This window comes from Clostridium ljungdahlii DSM 13528 (assembly GCF_000143685.1).
GTDB classification, from domain to species: domain Bacteria; phylum Bacillota; class Clostridia; order Clostridiales; family Clostridiaceae; genus Clostridium_B; species Clostridium_B ljungdahlii.
On sequence record NC_014328.1, the window covers coordinates 2,121,001 to 2,142,484 of the forward strand.

The window sequence follows — 21,484 nt, forward strand, 5'->3', positions numbered from 1 at the left end:
TTGCTAAAAATAATTACACTAATTGATATAGAAAGAATTGATTGGTAGTGGTTATAAGATCGATGAAACATTAAAATCAGAAATGGAGTAAATATTTTCTAGAATTTTATAAACTTTTCATAATAAGTTATACTATAATAATGGTAATTGGAAATATTAAAAAGGGAGTGATTTTTTATGCAAGGTAAGATTTTAGTTGTGTATTACTCACTTGAGGGAAACACAAGACTTATAGCTGAAACTATTTCAAAAGAGATATCCAGTGACATTTTAGAAATAAAGCCTAAAAAAAGTATAGATCCACACAGCAAAATGAGGTACTTTATAGGTGGAAAGCAGGCCATAACTAAGGAAAAACCAGAAATTTTACCTTATGATATAAATCCTGAGGATTATGATGTTTTATTTATTGGAACTCCAGTTTGGGCATGGACTTTTTCACCTGCCATAAGGAGCTTTTTCGCCAATACAGATTTAAAAGGTAAGAAGATAGCTTTATTTAGCTGCAATGGTGGGGGCAATGGAAAAACTTTTAAAAATATGAAAGAGCAGCTTGAGGGCAACGAATTCCTAGGAGAAATTGAATTTAAAGATCCTCTTAAAAATGACACGAAAGAAAATATAGAAAGAGCTAAAAAGTGGTGTAACAGTATTTGCAAATAGTAATTTAGTATATTTAACATAAATAACTTGATTTATATAATAAACTGTGTTATTCTTAACAAGAACTTAAATTAATAGTTAATAATCAAACACAAATATATTTCAATTAGTACTTAACGATATAGTATGTTGATATGGGAATTTTATTAGTGAGTTATTGCGATGAATTTAAGAATAATAAAATTTCGGAGGTACACATCATATGAATGGTACAGTAAAATGGTTTAATGGAGAAAAAGGATTTGGATTTATTACAGGAGAAGATGGAAAAGATATTTTTGCACATTTTTCTCAAATAAATTCAGATGGATATAAAACACTTGAAGAAGGTCAAAAAGTTTCTTATGACGAAGGTCAAGGACAAAAAGGACCTCAAGCAGAAAATATTACTGTTCTCTAGTTAATGAATTTTACCCCTTAAATAGTTATTCTATTTGAGGGGTTTTTAGTTTCCGAAAATTTATTTATTTCTTGAGCACTTCTCCTAATCTTTTAATTCCTTCTATAATCCTATCATCTGGCATATTTGAATAATTTAATCTAAAGGAATTTTTGAAATTAGCATTTGGGAAAAAAGATTCTCCAGCTACAAATGCCACATTGTTTTTTATTGCTTTAGTAAAAATATCTGAAGCATCCATATTTGAAGGAAGTTGAATCCATATGAAAAGTCCGCCATCAGGAAGAGTATGTTTTATATCTTTAGGAAAATACTTTTCTATACACTGTATCATAAGTTCTCTCCTGTGTCTGTATACTTCTTTGATTTTTTGTATATGTTCTTCTATATCATACATTTCCATATATTTTGCAGTAATCATTTGTGCGAATATATCAGTATGCAAATCTGCACTTTGCTTAAAAGGAATATATTTTTGAATAATACTCTTATCTGCACATATCCAGCCAAGCCTTAAGCCAGGGGCAAATATCTTTGAAAAAGTACTTAAGTAAATTACTCTTCCTTCAGTATCAAAATGCTTTACTGGTGGAAGATCTTCTCCAGCAAATCTTATTGCACCATAGGGGTTGTCTTCTATTATTACTATATCAAATTTATTTGCTATTTCTACCAGCTTTTTTCTCCTTTCAAGACTCATAGTTCTTCCAGTTGGATTTTGAAAATCTGGTATGGTGTAGATAAATTTTGCATTAGGATTATCCTTAAGGGCTTTTTCAAGATCTTCCATAATCATTCCTTCTTCGTCCATAGGAATTTCTTTAAAGTTTGGAAGATAGGTTTTAAAAGCACTGATAGCTGCAAGGTAAGTTGGACTTTCACAAATTATAGTGTCACCTTCATCTATAAAGACCTTTCCTGAAAGGTCTAAAGCCTGCTGGGAACCTGTAGTAACTATTATGTTATCCAAAGATGTTTTTATACTTAGTTTCTCCATTCTCTTACAGATAGCTTCTCTTAAGGGGATATATCCTTCAGTGGTACTGTATTGAAGAGATGCTTCTCCGCATTCAGTTAAAACTTCTGTACATACGTTTTTTAATTCATTAACAGGAAAAAGTTCTGGGGCTGGCAGACCTCCTGCAAAAGATATTATTTCAGGCCTTTCTGTAACTTTTAAAATTTCACGTATTTCCGAAGGCCTAACAAAATTATTTCTTTTTGAAAATTTAGTATAATTCATAAGTAACACTCCTTATATAATAGGTTTTCCAAAATAATTATCCTGGTTAACTGTTGAAGAATTTGTATTTTGAAGCAGTTCTGCTATAGCTTTCATAAGCTTATTTAATCCAATACTTATATTTTTTGCATTTTCGAAAGTGTAATTTAACCTCATATAGCTTTTACCATCGCTTCCTTCAGGGTAAAATACATTCCCTGGAGCATAGGAAACACCTTCCTTAGAACATTTTAATAATAATTGTGTTTGTGAAATATTTTCAGGAAGCTTGCACCAAATGTAATAACCACCTTTAGGAAGATTAAAACTAATACCAAGAGATTTATTTTTTTCAAGTATTTTGAGCATTAAATCCCTTTTGTTCATATATTCTTTGCATATTAGCTTTATGTGATTTTCATACAGTCCTTCTCGTAAAAACTTATCTAATATATATTGCGAAGCTGTGTTAACGTGAAGATCTGTCATTTGCTTTAATAAAGCAAATTTTTTTATTACTTGTGCAGGTGCAGCAGTCCATCCAACACGCATACCTGAAAACATAGTTTTAGAAAATGTACTTAAATATATGACATAGCCGTATGTATCCAGAGCTTTTAAAGATGGCAAGTATATATTCTCATAGTTTATTTCACTGTAAGGGTCATCTTCAATAATTGGAAGCTGATATTTATATGCCAAATTTAGTAGCTTGTATCTTTTTTCTAAACTCATAACTATTGAAGTTGGATTTTGAAAAGTAGGTACTGTGTATAAAAATTTAGGCTTATATTTATTTAGTAAAATTTCAAGCACATCTAAGTTTATACCATCATTTTCCATAGGAACTCCTATAACTTTTGCCCCTGACAACTTAAATAGTTCAATTGCGCTCATAAATGTAGGTTCTTCTACTATAACCACATCTCCTTTACTTAGAAAGGCTCTTCCAATAAAATCTATTCCCTGCATGGAGCCTGAAAGTATCATTATTTCTTTAGGAGAAACAGATATGTTTCTTGATTTTAGTAATCTACTTAAGCTTTCTCTAAGGGGGTAGTATCCATAAGAAGAAATATAAGCCAGCATATCATTTCCACAATTTTTCCATAAGTCTTTTTGCAATTTTACTATATCCTTAAGAGGATGCAAAATTGGATCTGCAATACCAGCTGAAAAAGATATATTTTTTTCTCCTCCTACTGAATTTATTATGTCAACAATGTCATGATTATTAGCGGAACTTACATTTGAATCGAAAAATTGATACCATGAAAGTGGTACAGTATGATTTCTAATACTTAACTGCTTATTTTTTGTGTTATTTGCTACTATAGTTCCTTTTCCTTTGTGGGACTCTAATAAGCCTAAAGATTTTAATTCTTCATAAGCACTAATTACTGTACTTCTGCTGACGTTAAGTTCTTCTGCAAGTTTGCGCTCAGATGGAAGTAAGAAATTTGATGGAAGCATACCAGAGTAAATAATATTTCTTATTTCATTTTTAATTTGTACGTAAATTGGTATGGAGCTTTTTTTGTCTATAGAAATGCGCATTTCTATCACTCTTTCTAAAAATTTAAAAATATTATATATATAATACCATTAAATTTTTATATTTAAACTACCAATTTCTATATTTAAAACCAATCCAATCTCATTATTGATAGTTTAAAGGAATAAAAGCATGAATGTATTCACTACTTGCACCAAGAATTGCTACTAATCCGAAATAAACTAAAGTAAATACAATTCTTGTTGAGGTTTTCATTTCATAATATTCTTTTTTAGGATTTTTATAATACTTGTACAATTCTACAATTCCTAAAATTAAAAATATGATTAGCACAGGGTTGAAAAATTTTATACAAGCCAAAGCAAAAACAGGGATACCGATAAACCATAGCTTAGGTGTTATAGCTGTAGCGATTCTACCACCATCTAGGGGATGAATAGGTACTAGATTAAATAAATTCATAAAAAATCCTGTATATGCTAGTGCTAAGAAAACATTATTGTGAGTTAAAAGATAAATAGGTATACAAAGTAGGGCGGCAATGCTGCCTCCAACTGGTCCTGCTGCAGCCATAAAAGCTTCATCTTTTGCAGTTTTAGGCATTTCCTTCATTGATATGAGTGCACCAACAAAAGGTATAAATATTGGAGTTGAAATAGGAAGATGAATTTTTTTAGCAGCTGCATAGTGTCCCATCTCATGTGCAAACAATAAAAGTATAAAGCCTACTCCAAAAACAACACCGTATATGCTGGCGTATATAAAAATAGCTAATGTCATAGAACCTAGTGTATAAAATACCTTGCTTAATTTAAGTAGCACAAATAAGAATTTGAATTTCGCAAGAAATATCAATGCACCTTTAAATTTTAAAAGAAAAGCTCCTACTATTCCTAAAATGCCAATTTTACTTTTTTTTGACTTCATCTTTTTTAGTATAGGAGGCCTTACGTTTGAGTTTTCTGTAAATTCCTCATTAGCATCTGTTGTATAAGGCACATTATCTCCCTTGATTTCAGTATATAGATTATTTACAGATTGATTTTCGTTTTTTGATTTAGTCATACCAAACATTTAAATCACCTCTTTATATATCTCGTGTAGTATATACTATATTCCATTATATAAATGATAACAAAATAAAAAATATTAGTAAAATGGAAAGTTATTATAGAATAGAATATTAACTATCAATATAATTGATTTTTCCAGTATTTGATAATAGAAATTAGATAAATATTTTGCTATAATATATTATAGGTGGTGAGATATATATGGATAAAGAAATTCTGGAAATTTTAAAGGCTATGCAGCAGGATATGAAATCAATGAAACAAGACATAAATTCGGTGGAACAAGATATAAGTTCGATGAAGCAAGATATAGCATCGATAAAATCTACACAAAAAGAACATACCCAGCTATTAAGTGCTTTAGAACATAAGACAAATGTAATTTCAGCAGAACAGGAAAATTTGAAGCATGAAGTTGCTGAAATTAAAGGAGAAGTTAAAGGCATAAGAAAAAGCTTAAGTAATGTAGAACTCATCACAGCTAGCAATTGGTCTGATATTGTTAAATTAAAAGCAATTAAACAAGTATGAATTTATAGGCACTTAATTTAGTGCCTTTTTAGAATGTTAGGTAAAATGTCTAATTTGGTAGTGATATCGTAAAAGTAATTGTGTCTTTATCATAATTTGCCAGTATGATTCCATTATGCTTTTCAATTATACTTTTTGTTATAGAAAGACCCAATCCTGAACCTTCATCAGGATTTGTACGGGATTTATCTGCTCTATAAAACTTTTCAAATAGCATACTTACATTTTCTATATTTAAATTTTTACATTTATTGCTTATACTGATTAAAACATTTTTATCACATTGGACTAAAGATACATTCACATCTGAAGGTTTTATACTGTATTTTAGAGCATTGTACATCAGATTATTTAAAGCCCTCACAAATAAATTGATGTCAATTGTGACCATTATGTTTTCAGCACATATGTTATCTACAATATTTAACTTTGAATTTTCAAAAGTAATTGAAAATTCGTCAATTAACTGGTAAATGAGTTCATTTAAGCATACTGTAGACAGGTGCAATTTTAAGTCTCCACCATTTAGCTTTGTGAACATAAATAAGTTATCCGTAAGTTTCTTCATGGTTTCAGCTTTCTTTAATGATATATTTATAAATCTTTGCATCTCTTCTTTAGATTCATACTCACTATTATCTATAATTTGTAAAAATCCAATTATGCTTGTAAGTGGGCTTCTTATGTCATGGGCTACATTTGTTATAAGTGCATTTTTAGAAACTTCAATTTTTTTCTCGTTTTCGATTTTTTCATTTATTTTATCTGCCATAAAGTTTATATTTTTAGATATCTCAGATAGTTCATCATGACCTTTTTGACGTATTTTAAAATTTAAGTTTTCATTTGCAATAGTTTTTATACCGCAGCACATTTCATTTATGTATTTCATCCTATGATGGGTTATTATGAAAAATATCAACATACATATGGAAAGCAAAATTAAAATGTTTTTGTCTCCCACTAGTGTTCCTATTGAATCATGAGGTGTATTTATAGGAGAGGCAGTAATCCAAAGTATGGAAATATCATTACCTGTTTTTATAGGTGTTTTGTATATATAATCATGATACATGGTTATATTCATCGTATGATTAAAGTATTTTAAAAAGTCAGAGTATGTTTTTTCCAAGCTTGTATTTCCAGCAAGTTTAGATGAATTATATAAAATTTTATTTTGGGGATCAGTTACAATAAAACCTAGTTTATATTTTGAATATTTAACTTCATATTTTGACAATACAGATTTATATTTGGAGTTATTATTGAAATTTACACCACTTGTATTTAAACTTACATCACTGGAAATACGCGACAATCTGCCAAGGCTATAGTTGTAATTTTGAAACTTATAAGGATACTTTTGAGATACAAAACTTATGTAGGTTGAATACACAGCCGTAAATATACAAAAACTTGCAATTAGTGAAAATATAAATGATATAAAGAATTTAGTTTGAATACCTGCTATTTTAACTTTCAATTTTATACCCAACTCCCCATACAGTTTTTATGTAATCTTTTTTAAGTTTTTGTCTTAATCTCCTTATGTGTACTGTAACTGTCCTGTCAAATTCCATGTAAGGTTCCTCCCACACGTTTTCATATATTTGCTTTATGCTCAGTACATTGTCCTTGTTCTTTGCAAGGAAAGCCAAAATTTTGAATTCATGAGGAGTCAAATTTATCTCACTGTTATCTATTTTTACAGTATGTTTATCCATATTTATAAGCATGTCCTGAATTTTAATCAAGCTTGAATTGTCATGAAAGTTTGAATTAAATTCTTTATATCTTCTTAGGTGAGATCTTATCTTTGCAATTAAGAGCATTGAATTAAAGGGTTTTGCGATGTAATCATCAGCTCCAATAGTAAGTCCCATTATTTTATCTGCATCGTCAACTTTAGCAGATAGTATTATAATAGGTAAATTTAAGCTTTCCCGTATTTTCATACATGCCATCATACCATCCATCCTTGGCATCATAACATCTAAAAGTATCAAATCTATTTTATTGCTTTTTAAAATCTCCAGAGCTTCAATTCCATCTTTTGCGCACAGGGAATCTATGTTTTGATTTTTTAACATTATAGTTAAAAGTTCTCTTATATTTTCATCGTCGTCTACAATTAAAACTACATTTTTATCCATGTAAAAATTCACCTTCCTATTGTCCTATATTTATTATATACATTTTTTTATTGCTTTGGCCAACTGTAATAAAATCTTAATAAACTGTATCAATTTTGTAATACAAAATATACCAGGTTTGTAATATGAGCACACTATAATGAAGTCATCATATAAAAAAGGATGTGAATTTCTTGGAAGTATTGAAATTGCAAAATCTATCAAAGACTATAGGAAAGAGAGAAATTGTGAAGAATTTAAATTTGAGTGTAAAGGAAGGTGAAATCTTTGGATTTTTAGGACCCAATGGTGCAGGAAAGACCACAACTATAAAGATGATCGTTGGATTTTTAAAACCCACTGGCGGTAAAATTTACATAAATGGAAAAAATATTAAAAATAGTAGGATAAGCTCTATAAGTAATATGGCAGCTATGGTTGAAGCACCGGATATGTATCCATATTTAACTGGAGTTCAGAATTTAAGGCAGCTGGCAAGGCTTGATGGAGATATTAGTCAAAGTCAAATAGATGAAGCTGTAAAATTAGCTGGATTAAGTGACAGGATAAATGATAAATTTAAAAAGTATTCCCTTGGAATGAAACAGAGGCTTGGCATTGCACAGGTTCTCATGGGAAACAAAAAGATATGGATATTGGATGAACCTACTAATGGACTAGATCCAAGCGGAATGATTCATTTTAGAAATTTGTTTAAAAAATATTCTAGAGAAAAGAAAGTTACCATATTTATATCGTCTCATATACTTGGAGAAATGGAATCCATGTGTGATAGAGTTGCATTTTTAAATGAAGGTGAAATTAAAGGAATAGAGGATGTAAATAACATGAAGGGAAATCTTGAAAAAAGATATTTGGAAATTGTAGGAGGAGAAGAAGATGATTTTTCCAATAATTAAAAACGAGATCATTAAGATATTTTATAGAAAGAAATTTTTAATATGTTCTATTATATTGCTACTTGTAGCTGCATTTTCAGTATTAGCTGTGAATAGCGAAAATGGAGAGAGGGGACTGCGAAAAGACAAAAGTATAGAACAATACTATAAAGATCAAAAAAAATTAGTAAAGGATAAAGCAAAAATTGCTGAAATCCAAACACATATCGATAACGTTGATAAAATGGTAAAGGATTATGAATTTCAAAAAACACATCCACTAGCATGGAAAGATACTTTAAAAAAGGATGTAAAGCTTATGGAAAGTGTTAATGACAGTAAATTGGATGATGCTAAAAAAGAACAAAGAAAAAGTGAAATTACTTATAAGAAGTATTTATTAGAGAATAACATAAAGCCAGTTAGCAGTATTAAAGCTACAGGATATGTATTGTTTAATGATTACAGCCTTATTTTGGATTATGGCATGATAGTGATATTTTTAGTAGCAGTGTTTATGACAGTAGACAGTGTTTCAAGTGAATATGCACCTCCTACATTAAAGCTTTTGCTTTTAAGACCTGTTACAAAGACAAAACTTCTACTTGGCAAATTTTTAGCTTGTGCCATTTCAAGCTCTGCACTTGTAGTGATTTTCAATTTGATATTTTTTTTGTTTGGAGAAATTGTATATGGTTTTGACAGCTTCAAATATCCAGTTTCTATAGGACCTGAATTTAAACACAGCAGCATACAAAATATGGACTTGCATAAATTTATATCTGTCATTCCAGGAACGTCAAGTATTATGCCTCTTTATAAATTTTTAATTGAATTTATGATCTTACAAATAATTTTTATAATTGCAGCTACAAGTTTTTGCATTTTAATATCTACTTTAATTAAAAGCAATGCAGCAGCAACATCTACAGCCATACTATTTGGAGTAGCTTACATGATACTTTCAAAAATTCCTGCATTATCTGATAAGTCAGATATTATGCCAGCATTTTTTATAGCCCTTGGAAGCTCTGTAAGTATAATAACAAGGCGAATTGTACAAGATACAGGGGCATACTATATAAATACGTTATCTGCAAGCTTAATAATGATTGCATGGTCTATATTATTTTTAGGATTAAGTACAATTATAGTAGAAAAAAGAGAAGAGTATATCTAGGCATTTTCAAAGAAATAACAAGTCAGTATGCTAGTCTATTTTTTCAAATGCCTTAAAGAATATATTTATAATAATTTGCAGAAACTACAAGAGCATAGAAAAAAATTACAAAGGCTATTTGAAAGGGGAATTTTAATATGCCTGTTATTAATATGCTCTCTTCTGCAGAACAAGTAAAAGGTCAGGGAGTACTTTCTGCTTACGTTGAACAAGTTAATTTAGTTAGAGACGGACTTCAAGATAATTATGAAATAAAAGTAAATGCTTTTAAATTGTGTGATATTATGCATTACCATACCATTGATTTTAAGTTCTTTTTAAGTATACCTTTTGCGAAATTATTGGGCACAAGTGTTGCTTATGTTCACTTTGTCCCAGAGACTATAGATAATAGTTTAAAACTACCTTATATTATAAAAAAAATGTTTTACAAGTACATAATTTTGTTCTACAAAAGTGTAGATTATTTGATAGTTGTGAATCCATATTTTATTGATACCTTAAAAAAATACAATATAGAAGAGGAAAAAGTAGTATACATTCCCAATTTCGTATCTGAAAACAACTTTTTTGAATATGAAAAGGAAAAAGCAAAAAAAATAAAGCAGGAGTTACGTATTCCACTTAAAAAATTTGTTGTTCTGGGAGTAGGTCAGGTGCAGAACAGAAAGGGTATACTAGATTTTATTGAAGTTGCCAAAAAACTTCCACAAATTCAATTTATATGGGCAGGTGGTTTTTCCTTTGGTGTGATAACAGATGGGTATAAGGAATTAAAAAAGGTTGTAGAAAATCCACCTGAAAATGTAAGATTTTTAGGTATCATTGATAGAAAAAATATGAATGATATTTATAATATTGCAGATATAATGTTTTTGCCTTCCTATAATGAGTTATTTCCAATGTCTGTTTTGGAAGCCATGGCACTTAAAATTCCCGTATTATTGAGGGATCTAGATATATACCATAACATTTTATTTGATGACTATTTAAAAGGAAAAAATATAGATGAATTTGTAAAATGTATAGAAAGATTACAGGATAAAGGTGAAAGTTATAAAACTTGGTGTGAAAGGTCATGGAAATGTCACAAGTTTTATTCCAAGGAATACATCTTAAACACGTGGAAGCAATTTTATGACAAGATATATTATGAGAAAAATAAAAGAAGAAAGCTTAAGGGAAACTTAAATGAAAAATAAAATGTTTAATATAATTGTTGTATTTATTTCTGCCTGTATTTTTTTCTTATTTTTCATTTTTACAAAAGGCATCCATTCTATGATTCAAGAGTTAAAATCACTGGATATCCACTGGATATCTTTAGCTGTAATAGCTGTTATTTTATTTTGGACATTTGAAACAATGATTTTATATACTGTAATGAAAAAACTCTATTTTGGGGAGCATTTGCTTTCCAAATCAATAAAATTTCAAATGGTTGGTCAATTTTTTGGAGCAATTACACCTTTAGGAGCAGGAAGTCACCCTTCTCAATTATATGCAATGACAGAAGCAGGAATGCCTGCAGGACTTTCTGGGTCTATATTGATAATAAAGTTTATGATACATGAAATAGTAAGCATATTTTATCTAATAGCAGCACTGCTTTTTAGGTTTAACTATTTTAATTCAAAAATTAAATATTTTATTTACTTTGCAATTCTTGGTATTGTGATTAACGCAGGAGTGATGTTACTAGCAATATCAATTGTAATAAATAAAAAAATGACTAAGGCTATAATAAACTTTATTGTGAAATTGCTTGGAAAGGTTCATATTATGAAAGATGTGGAATCAAAACAAGGGAAAATTCAAGATGAAATAGAAAGTTTTCATAAAAATGCACTTTTAGTAAGAAAACACATAGGTATGTGTTTTCATGCTTTAATCTATTCACTTTTTCAGTGGGCTTTTTATTTTAGCATTCCTTATTGTATTTACAGAAGTTTTGGGTTTAATTCTACAGACTTAGGGACAATTATGGCTGCCCAGGTGTTTTTAACAGTATTTATGACTGCAATTCCTCTTCCAGGAGCAGAAGGAGGAGCAGAAGGGGGATTTTACGTAATTTTTAATTTGTTTTTTAAAGCTAAAACCGTCATAGCCCTTTTTGTATGGAGGATAATTACTTATTACCTGTCTATTATAGTGTCAAGCATATTTATTTTAGCATTTCCAAATGTACGTTTAAAAAAATGATATTATTGAACAGTAATGTTTTGACATTTTGTATTTAAAATTTTACTATAAGTTTCAATTACTCTATGGGTGAAAATGCAGCTGGAATATTTCTTTGAAGTATGAACTGCCTCTTCACTCAATTTATTTTTTAAATTTTCATTTTTTAAGATTTTATCTATGTAATAGCTAAATTCCCAGGACTCCTTATAAGAAAATCCATTTTTGCCCTGAACAATGATTCCGTCTATACACGGATCATATTTGCAAACTACAGGACACCCGCTGCTTAAGGCTTCTATATAGGTTAGTCCTTGGGTTTCACTGGTAGAAGCAGTGACAAATATATCTGCTATTTTATAATATTTGTAAATTTCTTTTGGATCTATCATTCCTGTAAAAGCAACAGTATCTCCAAGACCTTCAGTACGTACCTGCTCTTTTAAATTTTGTAAATAAGGGCCATCTCCTACAATTAAAAGTTTAACATCCCCAACCTTATTAACTACAGTATTAAAGAGTTCTATGAGTTCACTTATATTTTTTTCTTTTCCTATCCTTCCAATATAAGCTATAACTTTATCTGTATTTTTAATTTTAAGTGTTGAAAGAATTTCTTTCTTTTCGTTTAAAAGCAAAGGTCTACAAAATTTATTTAAATCAATTCCCGTTGGTATCACATTAATAGGTTTATTTACTCCATAATGAAGCAGCATCTTCTTTGTTTTTTCTGTTGGAACAACTACGCCGTCAAGGCTATTTAAAAGTAGACGGGTTATTTTCCCAACAGCACTTTTTTTTATAAGTTTTCCACCAAATAAATAGTCTAAATATTCTTCATACATTGTATGATAGGTGTGAATTTGAGGCGCATTTATTTTGCTGGCGATGTACTTGGCTGTAAATAAGGTAGAAAATTCTGTTTGGGAATGGATCATATCAGGTTTCCAATCTATAAGCCTATTTATGATTCTATTACGAAAGGGAAATTTAATTCTGGCATTAGGGTAAATTCCAACGCCAATGGACTTTAAGTAACATATATCTCCTATGATTTTCTCATTTCCTGTAGGAGATAGGGTTAGAATTTTAACATCGTAATTATTATTCTTTAATTCTTTATACAAATTGTATATTGAAGTGACAACACCATTTATCATAGGAAAATATGTGTCGGTAGTAATTAAGATTTTCATTTTGTATTTCTCCTAATCTAATTAGAATTTTCTATTCCTAATTAGTGTTTCCAATAATACATAAAAAAATAATGAAACGTAATATAATTTTAAATTTATCATAGAATTAACTATAATGATATTTTTTAGGAGAGAAGTATGCCAGGCGATATATCAAAACATACAAAATATATTGTTAATTTACCTTATCCTAAGCCAAGAGTGGAAAAAACAAGTATAGGATATGCGAATGTTCTTCTTAAAGATTATGCAGGAGAAGTAAGTGAATTTACTGCAGTCTCCCTCTATGTGTATCAACATATGGTAAGTGAAGGAATATTTGAAGATTATGCCAAGATTATAGGGGGTATATCTATGGCTGAAATGAAACATCTAGAGCTTATAGGAAAAACAGTTAAACTTCTTGGTATAAAGCCAGTTTATATTGATTCTGCATGTCCACCTGGACAGTTATGGACACCTGCTTACGTTAACTTTATGACCTTCATTAAAGATATGCTTTTAGAAGATATTAAATCGGAAAAAAAGGCTATTAAAAATTACAAGTATCATATATCAATAATTAAAGATAGATATATACAGGAACTTATTAAAAGAATAATTATGGATGAAGAGTTACATCTAAAGTTGTTTACAGAATTATATGAGAAGTATAGCTCTTAAAATAAACAGAGTTCTTGGTATCAGATGGAGAATGTCATCCGTATAAAGCAAACTCCATCTGAACCTAAGAATCACTTGATATTTGTGGATAATGGGTATTTACGTACTATAAATATTTCTACTCTTCTATTTTGAGCTCTACCTTCTTTAGTAAGATTAGTAGATTTTGGCTGATATTCAGAATAAGCTTGTATTGAAACTTTTGTTATATTAATTCCACCATTTTTTACCATAAAATTCATTACGTTTATGGCCCTCATAGCGCTTAAATCCCAATTAGAGCGAAATTTTGAATTATGTATGGGCACATTATCTGTGTGTCCTGCAATTCTAATATTATTATCTAAATTTCTAATCATTTCTGAAATAGATATGAGAAGTGGATGTATATGAGTCAGAACTTCTGCATCTCCAGAATTAAATAAAATTGCTTCCTGTATTGAAATACCCAGGCCGTCTTTGCTAATTTCAACTTTAACTTTATCATCATATCCATCTTGTTTAATTTTTGCATCTAGAGTTTTCTTAATTTCATTCATGGTATCTTGTTCAGTTTTGCCCGCACTTTCATCGGGTTTATCAGTGGATTCTCCTGTCTCAATAAATTGATTGGTACTGCTGCCACCATTATTTTGTATGCTTTTTTCTCCCGAAAAAATGACATTGAATTGCTGGCTTATTTTGGCAAGTTTTTCTTGATCAACTTTACTTATGGCAAACATAACTATGAAAAGAGCCAATAGGAGAGTAAGCATATCTGCATATGGAATGAGCCACGTTTCATCTACATGTTCTTCATGGTGTTGTCTCTTTTTACCCATAATCAATCTCCTTTACTTTCACTGCCTTTTTCCATATTTTTTCTTAGCTTAGGAGGCAACATACTCACTAATTTTTGTTCAATACTCTTTGGGTTATTTCCAGATTGTATGGCTAGAACACCGCTCATTATTATGTGCATAGTGCGTATTTCTTCTTGCGATTTTCTTTTCAGTCTGGAAGCAAAGGGATGACAAATTACATATCCCAAAAAAATTCCATATAGAGTCGCAACAAAGGCTGCTGCTATCATATGTCCTAATTTTTCAGTATCATCAAGATTACCAAGAGCGCCAATCAATCCAATAACAGCTCCTAGAACTCCAAGTGTTGGAGCTGAACCACCGGCAGTTGTCATTGTTGAAGCGCCTGCACGGTGTCTTTCTTCTCTATTTTCAATTTCAAGCTCTAAAACTTCAATTATATATTGAGGTTCTACTCCATCTACAACCATTTCAAGACCTTTTTTCATAAATTCATTATCCAAAGATTGTAGAGTATTTTCAATGGATAACAATCCATTTTTCCTAGTTTGGTGAGACATGTCCACAAGTTGATTTATAATTGCAACGGGATCATCAGTTTTTCTATTTTTAAAAAGAACTTTTAATATTTTAGGAATATTAAGAAACTCTTCCTTTGGAAAAGAGTTCATTACTGCTGCTGTAGTGCCCACCAAAATTATAATTGCTGCAGCAGGATTTAATAGTACCGCTACATTTGCGCCTTTTACAATCATTCCTACAACAACAGCAAGGATGCCTATTATAATACCTATAACTAGAAAAATATCCATTTTTATGCCCTCCATGAAATATTGAATATTTAATCAATTGGTGATTTTTCGACATTTTATAGCGATAGCATATCACACTTTTTATATTATGAACAAGTGTTTTTAGAATATTCCAACAATTATTTAAAAGGAATATATGGTAGTAATTTTTTAAAATGTATAAAAATAACCAAAAACAAAAAATAACATGTCAAAAATATTTTTAAGGTATTTTTGACATGTTATATAATCTTATAGTAAATTAGTGTTGTGATTTTTCCTTTTTTTCACCATTCCCATTGTTTGACTTTACTTCATCTTTTTTATTTTCTTTATTACTGTTAGTTACTTCTGTTTTAGGCTCGTTTTTTATAGTTGGTGCTGTTGAAGTTTGTTTTTTTGTATTTTCACTATTTACAGAAGTAGATTTTGCTGGAGTTGAAGCTGAGTCAGTGGAAGTTGAGCTAGTTTCTGCAGTGTTTGTAGTAGTATTTGTTGTAGTAGTGGTAGTTGGTGACGGTGAAGTTTGTTCTTTACTTTTTTGTGCAGTTTTATTATTTTTTGAATCCTTCTTTGTCTGGCCTTTATTTTCTTTTGTTGCTTTACCCACGTTTATTTTAGAAGTTTCTTTTTTAGCTTCAACAGCTTTTGCAAGATTTTGTTTTTCTGTATCTAATGCTAGTTTTTTCTGCTGCAGCAAATCTTCTGCAGCTTTAATTGCAGCTTCATCTCCTGATTGTTTTGCTGTCTCAAGAGCTGCTTTGGCTTCATTATATTGTTTTTTAGCATCATTGTAAACTTGACGTTCTTTTTTTACAGCTATTAAGGCATTTCTTTTTGCTGTTTGCATTTCTATAACTTTTGCCACTGTAGCTTTTGCTTTATCTGGAAGTTTATCTTGAAGTTTGGATAATACAGCTAAAGAGTTTTTCTGCTTATCAATAATTTTGCTTTCTATGTTTTCAACGTCTTTAAGTTTATCTTCATCTCCTGAAGTTTGAGTTTTGTCTACTGCATCTTCAATTTTAGTTTGAGCTTCATTCATGGTATTTTCGTAGTCAGTAAGGGCTGTATTTGCAAGATCTTGTTTATCTTCACTTGTCATTACTTCACTTTCACCTAATCTTTCTTCGGCTATTTCAGATAAGGTATTAGCTTTATCTTCTTCTGAAGAAGATAATGTAACCTTTAAGTTGTCTACAGCTTTATCTGCTGAATATAAAATACTGTCTGGTGTTATACCTGCTTGACCTGTTAAAGTTGCTGCATCATAAGCAAATACGCTGCTCCCTAAACTCATTGTTACCACTATACTTGTTACTAAAATCATTACTTTTTTCATTTTAATAGTCCTCCCTAAATATATAAATTTGAACCACATTTTTTTATTAATCTCGTTTAACTATTCACTAAAATATACGGATGTTAAATATGTTTTAGGGGGGCTTCAATTAAAAATTAAAAGATAATAGTTATAGATGATTTACTACGGTAATCTACATGTGATGCATAAATATATTACAAATCCTAAAATAAATAATTTAAATTCCATAACTTTCAAATCTATATAATTGATGCTATAATAAGCAATATATGCTTAAAAATTATGATCATAAAAGAAAGGAAGTGTGAAAACCTGATAATATTTGACGAATAGAAAAAGCATTATAATTTTTAGATTAATATATTATACTATTTGTTATGTTTTTTAAAGTCAGGAAATAAATAATAATGAAACATTGGAAAGTAAATCTTTATACTGTTTGGTTTTCCCAGATATTGTCCATAATGAGTTTTAATTTTGGTATGCCTTTTTTGCCATTTTATATACAGCAGCTTGGCATTACAGCTCCAAATGACATTAAGTTTTATTCTGGTATTTTAAATGCAGCACCAGCTGTTACAATGGCAATTATGTGCCCTATTTGGGGGATTATTTCAGACAAATATGGTAGAAAGCTTATGCTTATAAGGGCTATGCTTTTTGCATCGTTTATAATTGGGGCAACAGGTATGGTTGCTAATGTAAATCAACTTATAATCTTAAGACTTTTACAAGGTGTGTTTACGGGAACTGTTACTGCAGCTCAAATTTTAGTAGCAGCTAATACACCTAAAAATAGAATTTCTTATGCATTAGGGTTTTTATCTTCATCAACATTTATTGGACAATCTATTGGACCAGTAATTGGAGGTATAGTGGCAGAGTTTGTTGGATATCGTGTAAGTTTTATAATAGGTGGTATTCTTATGTTTTTTGATTTCCTATTAGTTTTATTTGTTGTAAAGGAAGAAAAGCAGGTAGTAAAGGAAAGCATTAATTCTACTGAAAAAAAAGAAAAGACATCTATACTTTCTATTTTTACTGTTACAGCTGTCTCAATGCTATTAGTTATTTTATTTATAAGAATAGGACGTACTGTGTTTAACCCATATATTCCAATATATGTACAAGAAGTTACAGCTACAACAAAAGGAGCATCAGGCATTACAGGTATAATAAATGGGATTTTGGCTTTAATGACAGCTATGTCTGGATTGATTTTAAGTAAACTAGGTGACAAGTATGACAAAATGAAATTATTAATGATATACCTAACATTAGGTATGGTATTTGCAATACCACTTGTTTATATAAATAAATTATGGTTATTTACAGTTGTTTTAGGTATTGTATTTTTTATTACAGGTGGAGTGGAACCTATGATAATGTCAATTACTACAGAAGATACTCCTGTGGACAAAAGAGGTTTATTGTTTGGTATCCAGGGAACTGTAGGAAATGCTGGATTTGCAGTAGCACCTTTATTAGGAGGGGTGATTTCAATAAAATATTCAACTAATGCAATCCTCATATTCATACCTATATTTCTACTTATTTCAGCTTTAGTTGTTTTAAGTATAATAGTTCACAATGCAAGACATAATTTCCATTCGAGTTTGAATTTAAAAAATATGTTTAAGTCTTAATATACTATATAACAATTTTGTATTTCTACATAAAAATCTAATATTAGCGAAGAATTAACTAAGTATAAAAGGGGGAATTATTCTTGGCTGGTAAGATAAAAGAAATTATTGATAATGTGATTAAACACCGTTCTAAAGGGAATCCTGCTATTGCAGAAATGACTAAAACTAAATTTATTTTAAAGGGAATCAATCCAAATAAATTTGATAGCAATTCCTATGATGATCCAATTATCATAGAAAAACTTATTAAAATTGTTGAACAAATGGATGTAAAAAACTCAGTATATAAGGGGATAAATATAAAATCAGTTTTTTCAACTAAATCCTTAGAAAAGGAAGTAGTAGAAGATATTAAAAATAAACTAGCTCCTTGTAATGCCAAACTTATAATATTTTTTGCTTCTTCTAAATTTGATCAATATAAGTTAAGTAATTTAATGAAGGAAGCATTTAAAGATTGTCTAGTAGCGGGATGTTCTACTTCAGGTGAAATAGTTAGTGGAAAGTTATTAAAGAATTCTGTAGTGGCAATGGCTTTTAATTCAAATATTGTTTCCGATGCCAAAGTTGAAGTAATTGAAAATATGAAACAAGGATTAGATGTGGAGAGGGCTTTTACATCTTTAGAAAAATATTTTAATGAAAGTGCATATACAATGAATACAAAAAAGTTTGTTGGTATAGTTTTAATAGATGGTGTGAGTAAGAAAGAAGAAAATATTATGGATTTGATAGGCAATAGAACCAATGTATTTTTTATTGGTGGATCTGCTGGAGATGATTATAATTTTAGAAAAACCTATATACTAGCAAATGGAAAGGCATATACAGATTCAGCAGTGATTATAATGCTTAAGATAAGTGATAATGCTGAGTTTAGCATTATTAAAACGGAAAGCTTTAAGTGTTTAGATACGGTATTAACGGCAAATAAAGTGGATGAAAGCAACAGGGAAGTCATTGAATTTAACAATAAACCAGCTATTGTGGCTTATTCAAATGCTGTAGGGGCACATTCAATTGAAGATGCACAAAATTATTTTACGATAAATCCTGTTGGATTAGTAATAGGGAAAAATGATGTGTTTGTTAGAAGTCCTCAGCAAGTAAAAGGTACAAGTATGTTGTTTTATTGCAATATATTGGAAGATACAGAAGTTAGACTACTTCAGTCTACAAATATTATTGAAGATACAAAGAAAGCTATTGAAAGTAAAATTAGTGAATTTGGAAAAATTGATGGAATTATAAATTTTAACTGTGTTCAGAGAACCCGTGAACTGGAGAAAAAAGGTCTTGAAGAACAATATGGAGATATATTTAAAGGTATTCCTACAATTGGATTTTCTTGTTATGGTGAAGAATTTATAGGGCACATGAATCAAACAGCTACTATGCTGGTTTTTAAGTCAAAAACAAATATATAGAAGAATTATTATTTATATAATTAGAAGAATATACAGATTAAATTTTATGAAATGGGGCAGCAAATCATGGATATGGATAATATGCAAATTCTTTTAAATAATTCTAATGTACTTATTATTGATGATTCCTATTACAATGTTAAAATACTTACAGCAATGTTTGAACAGAAAGAATACTGTGTTAGGAATGCTTATAGTTATGAATTAGGACTTAAATCTGTAAGAGAAAATATACCGGACATAATTTTACTTAAAGTTAATATAGGCAATATATATGGATATGAAATATGTGGAAGGTTAAAGGCTAGTTATAAACTTCAGAAAATTCCTGTTATTTTTATCATTGATGAAAATGAAACTATTAATAAAGACAAGATATTTGCTGCTGGAGCTTCTGATTATATAACTGTACCATTTAATTATAAAGAGGTTACTACACGAGTTGATAATCAGCTAAAGATTAGAGAGATACAGCTTGAAATGAAAGAAAACAATGATGATTTGAAAAAACAAGTGTATGAAGGAAAGCGTCAGTTAGAGGATATAACTGAAGAACTTAAAGAATTTAACATTACGCTGGAAGAAGAAATTACTGAACGCACAAAAACTGAAGAAGCTTTAAGAGAAAGTGAGAGAAAATTTCGTTATTCCATAGAAGAAGCTCCAGTTCCTGTAATGTTGTATACACAAGATGGTGAAGTATTAAAGATCAATAGAACGTGGAGTTACATTACAGGATATACTATTGACGATATTCCTACAACATCTAAATTAGCAGAAATATCAGATGTATTTAAAGAAGATATATACAAGCTATCAAACTTTAGTGAAAAGCAAAACAGCGGCGAATATTCTGTAAAGACAAAACATGGTAATATACGGATATGGGATTTTTACTTAGCATGTATTGGAAAGTTGACTGATAAACGAAATATGTTAATAGCAGTAGCTGTAGATGTAACCGAAAAAAGGTGTATGGAACAATTACAAAAAAACATAGAAAAAGAGAGAATTAGACTAAGTGAGATCAAAAAGTATGACAGAATGAAAACGGACTTTTTTGCCAATATTTCTCATGAACTCAGGACTCCTATTAATCTTATTTTTTCAGCCATACAGGTGTACAAACTTAAGTTAAAGGAATGTATCTGTGAGAATTCATGTTCAGATAGATACAAATATATAAAAATAATGGAACAAAATTGCTATCGCCTTTTAAGGTTGGTAAACAATTTAATTGACATAACGAAGATAGATTCGGGGTACTTTAATATAGATGAAGTTAATTATAATATAGTAAGTCTTGTAGAAGATACGACTCTTTCTATAGCTGATTATATAAAAAGTAAAGGATTATCTATAGTATTTGATACGGATGTGGAAGAAAAAATTATAGCCTGTGATCCGGAAGAAATAGAGAGAATTTTGTTGAATTTGTTATCAAATGCTATAAAATTTACTCCACGTGGTGGGAATATTATGGTTAATGTAGAAGATGGCAATAAAAGTATTTCTATAAAGGTAAAAGATACAGGCAAGGGTATTCCCAAAGAAAAGTTAAATTCTATATTTGAACGCTTTGTACAAGTTGATAAATCTCTTGCAAGAGAGAATGAAGGAAGTGGAATAGGACTTTCACTAGTAAAAGCTTTAGTAGAATTACACGGTGGAACTATATCAGTAAAAAGTAAGGAAGGTTATGGCAGCGAATTTATCATTCATATTCCATGTAAATTAGTAGATGGTAAAACTTCTAGCAAGAACGAATATGGTTTGAGGAAAAATTATATTGAAAAAATCAATTTAGAGTTTTCTGATATATATAATTAATTTG

The 21,484-nt window shown here is 29.7% G+C and carries 20 protein-coding genes; 11 read left to right on the forward strand and 9 right to left on the reverse strand.

The annotated features are described in order from the left end of the window. Window positions 1-177 precede the first annotated feature (177 nt). Together CLJU_RS09590 and CLJU_RS09595 are read left to right on the forward strand one after the other, a co-directional pair. Window positions 178-663: a flavodoxin family protein gene (locus CLJU_RS09590; RefSeq protein WP_013238611.1), complete on the forward strand. Its 486-nt coding sequence runs from the start codon at window positions 178-180 to the stop codon at window positions 661-663. A gap of 202 nt (window positions 664-865) precedes the next feature. Beyond that, window positions 866-1,063, forward strand: a complete 198-nt coding sequence (locus CLJU_RS09595) for a cold-shock protein (RefSeq protein WP_013238612.1) — start codon at window positions 866-868, stop codon at window positions 1,061-1,063. A gap of 64 nt (window positions 1,064-1,127) precedes the next feature. Here CLJU_RS09595 and CLJU_RS09600 read toward each other — a convergent pair whose 3' ends face one another. From CLJU_RS09600 to CLJU_RS09610, 3 genes are all read right to left on the reverse strand, one after another. Then, on the reverse strand, window positions 1,128-2,306 hold the full coding sequence (locus tag CLJU_RS09600; RefSeq protein ID WP_013238613.1) for an aminotransferase-like domain-containing protein: 1,179 nt from the start codon (window positions 2,304-2,306) through the stop codon (window positions 1,128-1,130). A 12-nt stretch (window positions 2,307-2,318) separates the two neighbouring features. Continuing rightward, entirely contained in the window at window positions 2,319-3,842 is a 1,524-nt protein-coding gene (pdxR, locus tag CLJU_RS09605) for a MocR-like pyridoxine biosynthesis transcription factor PdxR (protein WP_013238614.1), read from the reverse strand. Window positions 3,843-3,945: 103 nt separating this feature from the next. Beyond that, window positions 3,946-4,875, reverse strand: coding sequence for a site-2 protease family protein (locus CLJU_RS09610; RefSeq protein WP_013238615.1), 930 nt, complete (start codon window positions 4,873-4,875; stop codon window positions 3,946-3,948). Window positions 4,876-5,075: 200 nt separating this feature from the next. Here CLJU_RS09610 and CLJU_RS09615 point away from each other — a divergent pair, with 200 nt between their 5' ends. Continuing rightward, on the forward strand, window positions 5,076-5,405 hold the full coding sequence (locus CLJU_RS09615; RefSeq protein ID WP_013238616.1) for a hypothetical protein: 330 nt from the start codon (window positions 5,076-5,078) through the stop codon (window positions 5,403-5,405). 49 nt (window positions 5,406-5,454) lie between these two features. Here CLJU_RS09615 and CLJU_RS09620 read toward each other — a convergent pair whose 3' ends face one another. Beyond that, window positions 5,455-6,888, reverse strand: a complete 1,434-nt coding sequence (locus CLJU_RS09620) for a HAMP domain-containing sensor histidine kinase (protein ID WP_013238617.1) — start codon at window positions 6,886-6,888, stop codon at window positions 5,455-5,457. Continuing rightward, complete coding sequence (locus CLJU_RS09625; RefSeq protein WP_013238618.1) at window positions 6,878-7,558, reverse strand: response regulator transcription factor; 681 nt, start codon at window positions 7,556-7,558, stop codon at window positions 6,878-6,880. The genes CLJU_RS09620 and CLJU_RS09625 overlap by 11 nt, the downstream gene beginning before the upstream one ends. 164 nt (window positions 7,559-7,722) lie before the next feature. On the opposite strand from CLJU_RS09625, the gene CLJU_RS09630 reads away from it, so the two are divergent. From CLJU_RS09630 to CLJU_RS09645, 4 genes are all read left to right on the forward strand, one after another. Continuing rightward, window positions 7,723-8,457, forward strand: a complete 735-nt coding sequence (locus tag CLJU_RS09630; RefSeq protein ID WP_029702491.1) for an ABC transporter ATP-binding protein — start codon at window positions 7,723-7,725, stop codon at window positions 8,455-8,457. Further along, window positions 8,438-9,616 carry an ABC transporter permease subunit gene (locus tag CLJU_RS09635; protein WP_013238620.1) on the forward strand — a complete coding sequence of 393 codons (1,179 nt, stop codon included), beginning with the start codon at window positions 8,438-8,440 and terminating at the stop codon, window positions 9,614-9,616. Before CLJU_RS09630 ends, CLJU_RS09635 begins: the two co-directional genes overlap by 20 nt. A gap of 137 nt (window positions 9,617-9,753) precedes the next feature. Next, on the forward strand, window positions 9,754-10,818 hold the full coding sequence (locus CLJU_RS09640) for a glycosyltransferase family 4 protein (protein WP_013238621.1): 1,065 nt from the start codon (window positions 9,754-9,756) through the stop codon (window positions 10,816-10,818). Beyond that, window positions 10,808-11,818 (forward strand): lysylphosphatidylglycerol synthase transmembrane domain-containing protein, encoded by a 1,011-nt coding sequence (locus CLJU_RS09645; protein ID WP_013238622.1) that lies wholly within the window; start codon window positions 10,808-10,810, stop codon window positions 11,816-11,818. The genes CLJU_RS09640 and CLJU_RS09645 overlap by 11 nt, the downstream gene beginning before the upstream one ends. A gap of 2 nt (window positions 11,819-11,820) precedes the next feature. Here CLJU_RS09645 and CLJU_RS09650 read toward each other — a convergent pair whose 3' ends face one another. Then, window positions 11,821-12,993 carry a glycosyltransferase family 4 protein gene (locus tag CLJU_RS09650; RefSeq protein WP_013238623.1) on the reverse strand — a complete coding sequence of 391 codons (1,173 nt, stop codon included), beginning with the start codon at window positions 12,991-12,993 and terminating at the stop codon, window positions 11,821-11,823. 138 nt (window positions 12,994-13,131) lie between these two features. Between CLJU_RS09650 and CLJU_RS09655 the strand changes: the two genes are divergently transcribed. Continuing rightward, entirely contained in the window at window positions 13,132-13,656 is a 525-nt protein-coding gene (locus CLJU_RS09655; RefSeq protein WP_013238624.1) for a ferritin-like domain-containing protein, read from the forward strand. Between the two features lie 71 nt (window positions 13,657-13,727). On the opposite strand, the gene CLJU_RS09660 is transcribed toward CLJU_RS09655, so the two are convergent. The 3 genes from CLJU_RS09660 to CLJU_RS09670 form a co-directional block, all read right to left on the reverse strand. Further along, window positions 13,728-14,477: a flagellar motor protein MotB gene (locus CLJU_RS09660; protein WP_013238625.1), complete on the reverse strand. Its 750-nt coding sequence runs from the start codon at window positions 14,475-14,477 to the stop codon at window positions 13,728-13,730. A gap of 2 nt (window positions 14,478-14,479) precedes the next feature. Beyond that, window positions 14,480-15,271, reverse strand: coding sequence for a flagellar motor stator protein MotA (motA, locus tag CLJU_RS09665; RefSeq protein ID WP_013238626.1), 792 nt, complete (start codon window positions 15,269-15,271; stop codon window positions 14,480-14,482). Window positions 15,272-15,512: 241 nt separating this feature from the next. Next, window positions 15,513-16,592, reverse strand: a complete 1,080-nt coding sequence (locus tag CLJU_RS09670; RefSeq protein WP_013238627.1) for a DUF5667 domain-containing protein — start codon at window positions 16,590-16,592, stop codon at window positions 15,513-15,515. Between the two features lie 389 nt (window positions 16,593-16,981). On the opposite strand from CLJU_RS09670, the gene CLJU_RS09675 reads away from it, so the two are divergent. The 3 genes from CLJU_RS09675 (at window position 16,982) to CLJU_RS09685 (ending at window position 21,480) form a co-directional block, all read left to right on the forward strand. Further along, entirely contained in the window at window positions 16,982-18,220 is a 1,239-nt protein-coding gene (locus CLJU_RS09675; RefSeq protein ID WP_013238628.1) for an MFS transporter, read from the forward strand. A gap of 83 nt (window positions 18,221-18,303) precedes the next feature. Next, window positions 18,304-19,650, forward strand: coding sequence for an FIST signal transduction protein (locus CLJU_RS09680; RefSeq protein WP_013238629.1), 1,347 nt, complete (start codon window positions 18,304-18,306; stop codon window positions 19,648-19,650). 72 nt (window positions 19,651-19,722) lie between these two features. Further along, window positions 19,723-21,480 carry a hybrid sensor histidine kinase/response regulator gene (locus CLJU_RS09685; protein WP_041705400.1) on the forward strand — a complete coding sequence of 586 codons (1,758 nt, stop codon included), beginning with the start codon at window positions 19,723-19,725 and terminating at the stop codon, window positions 21,478-21,480. Window positions 21,481-21,484 lie beyond the last annotated feature (4 nt).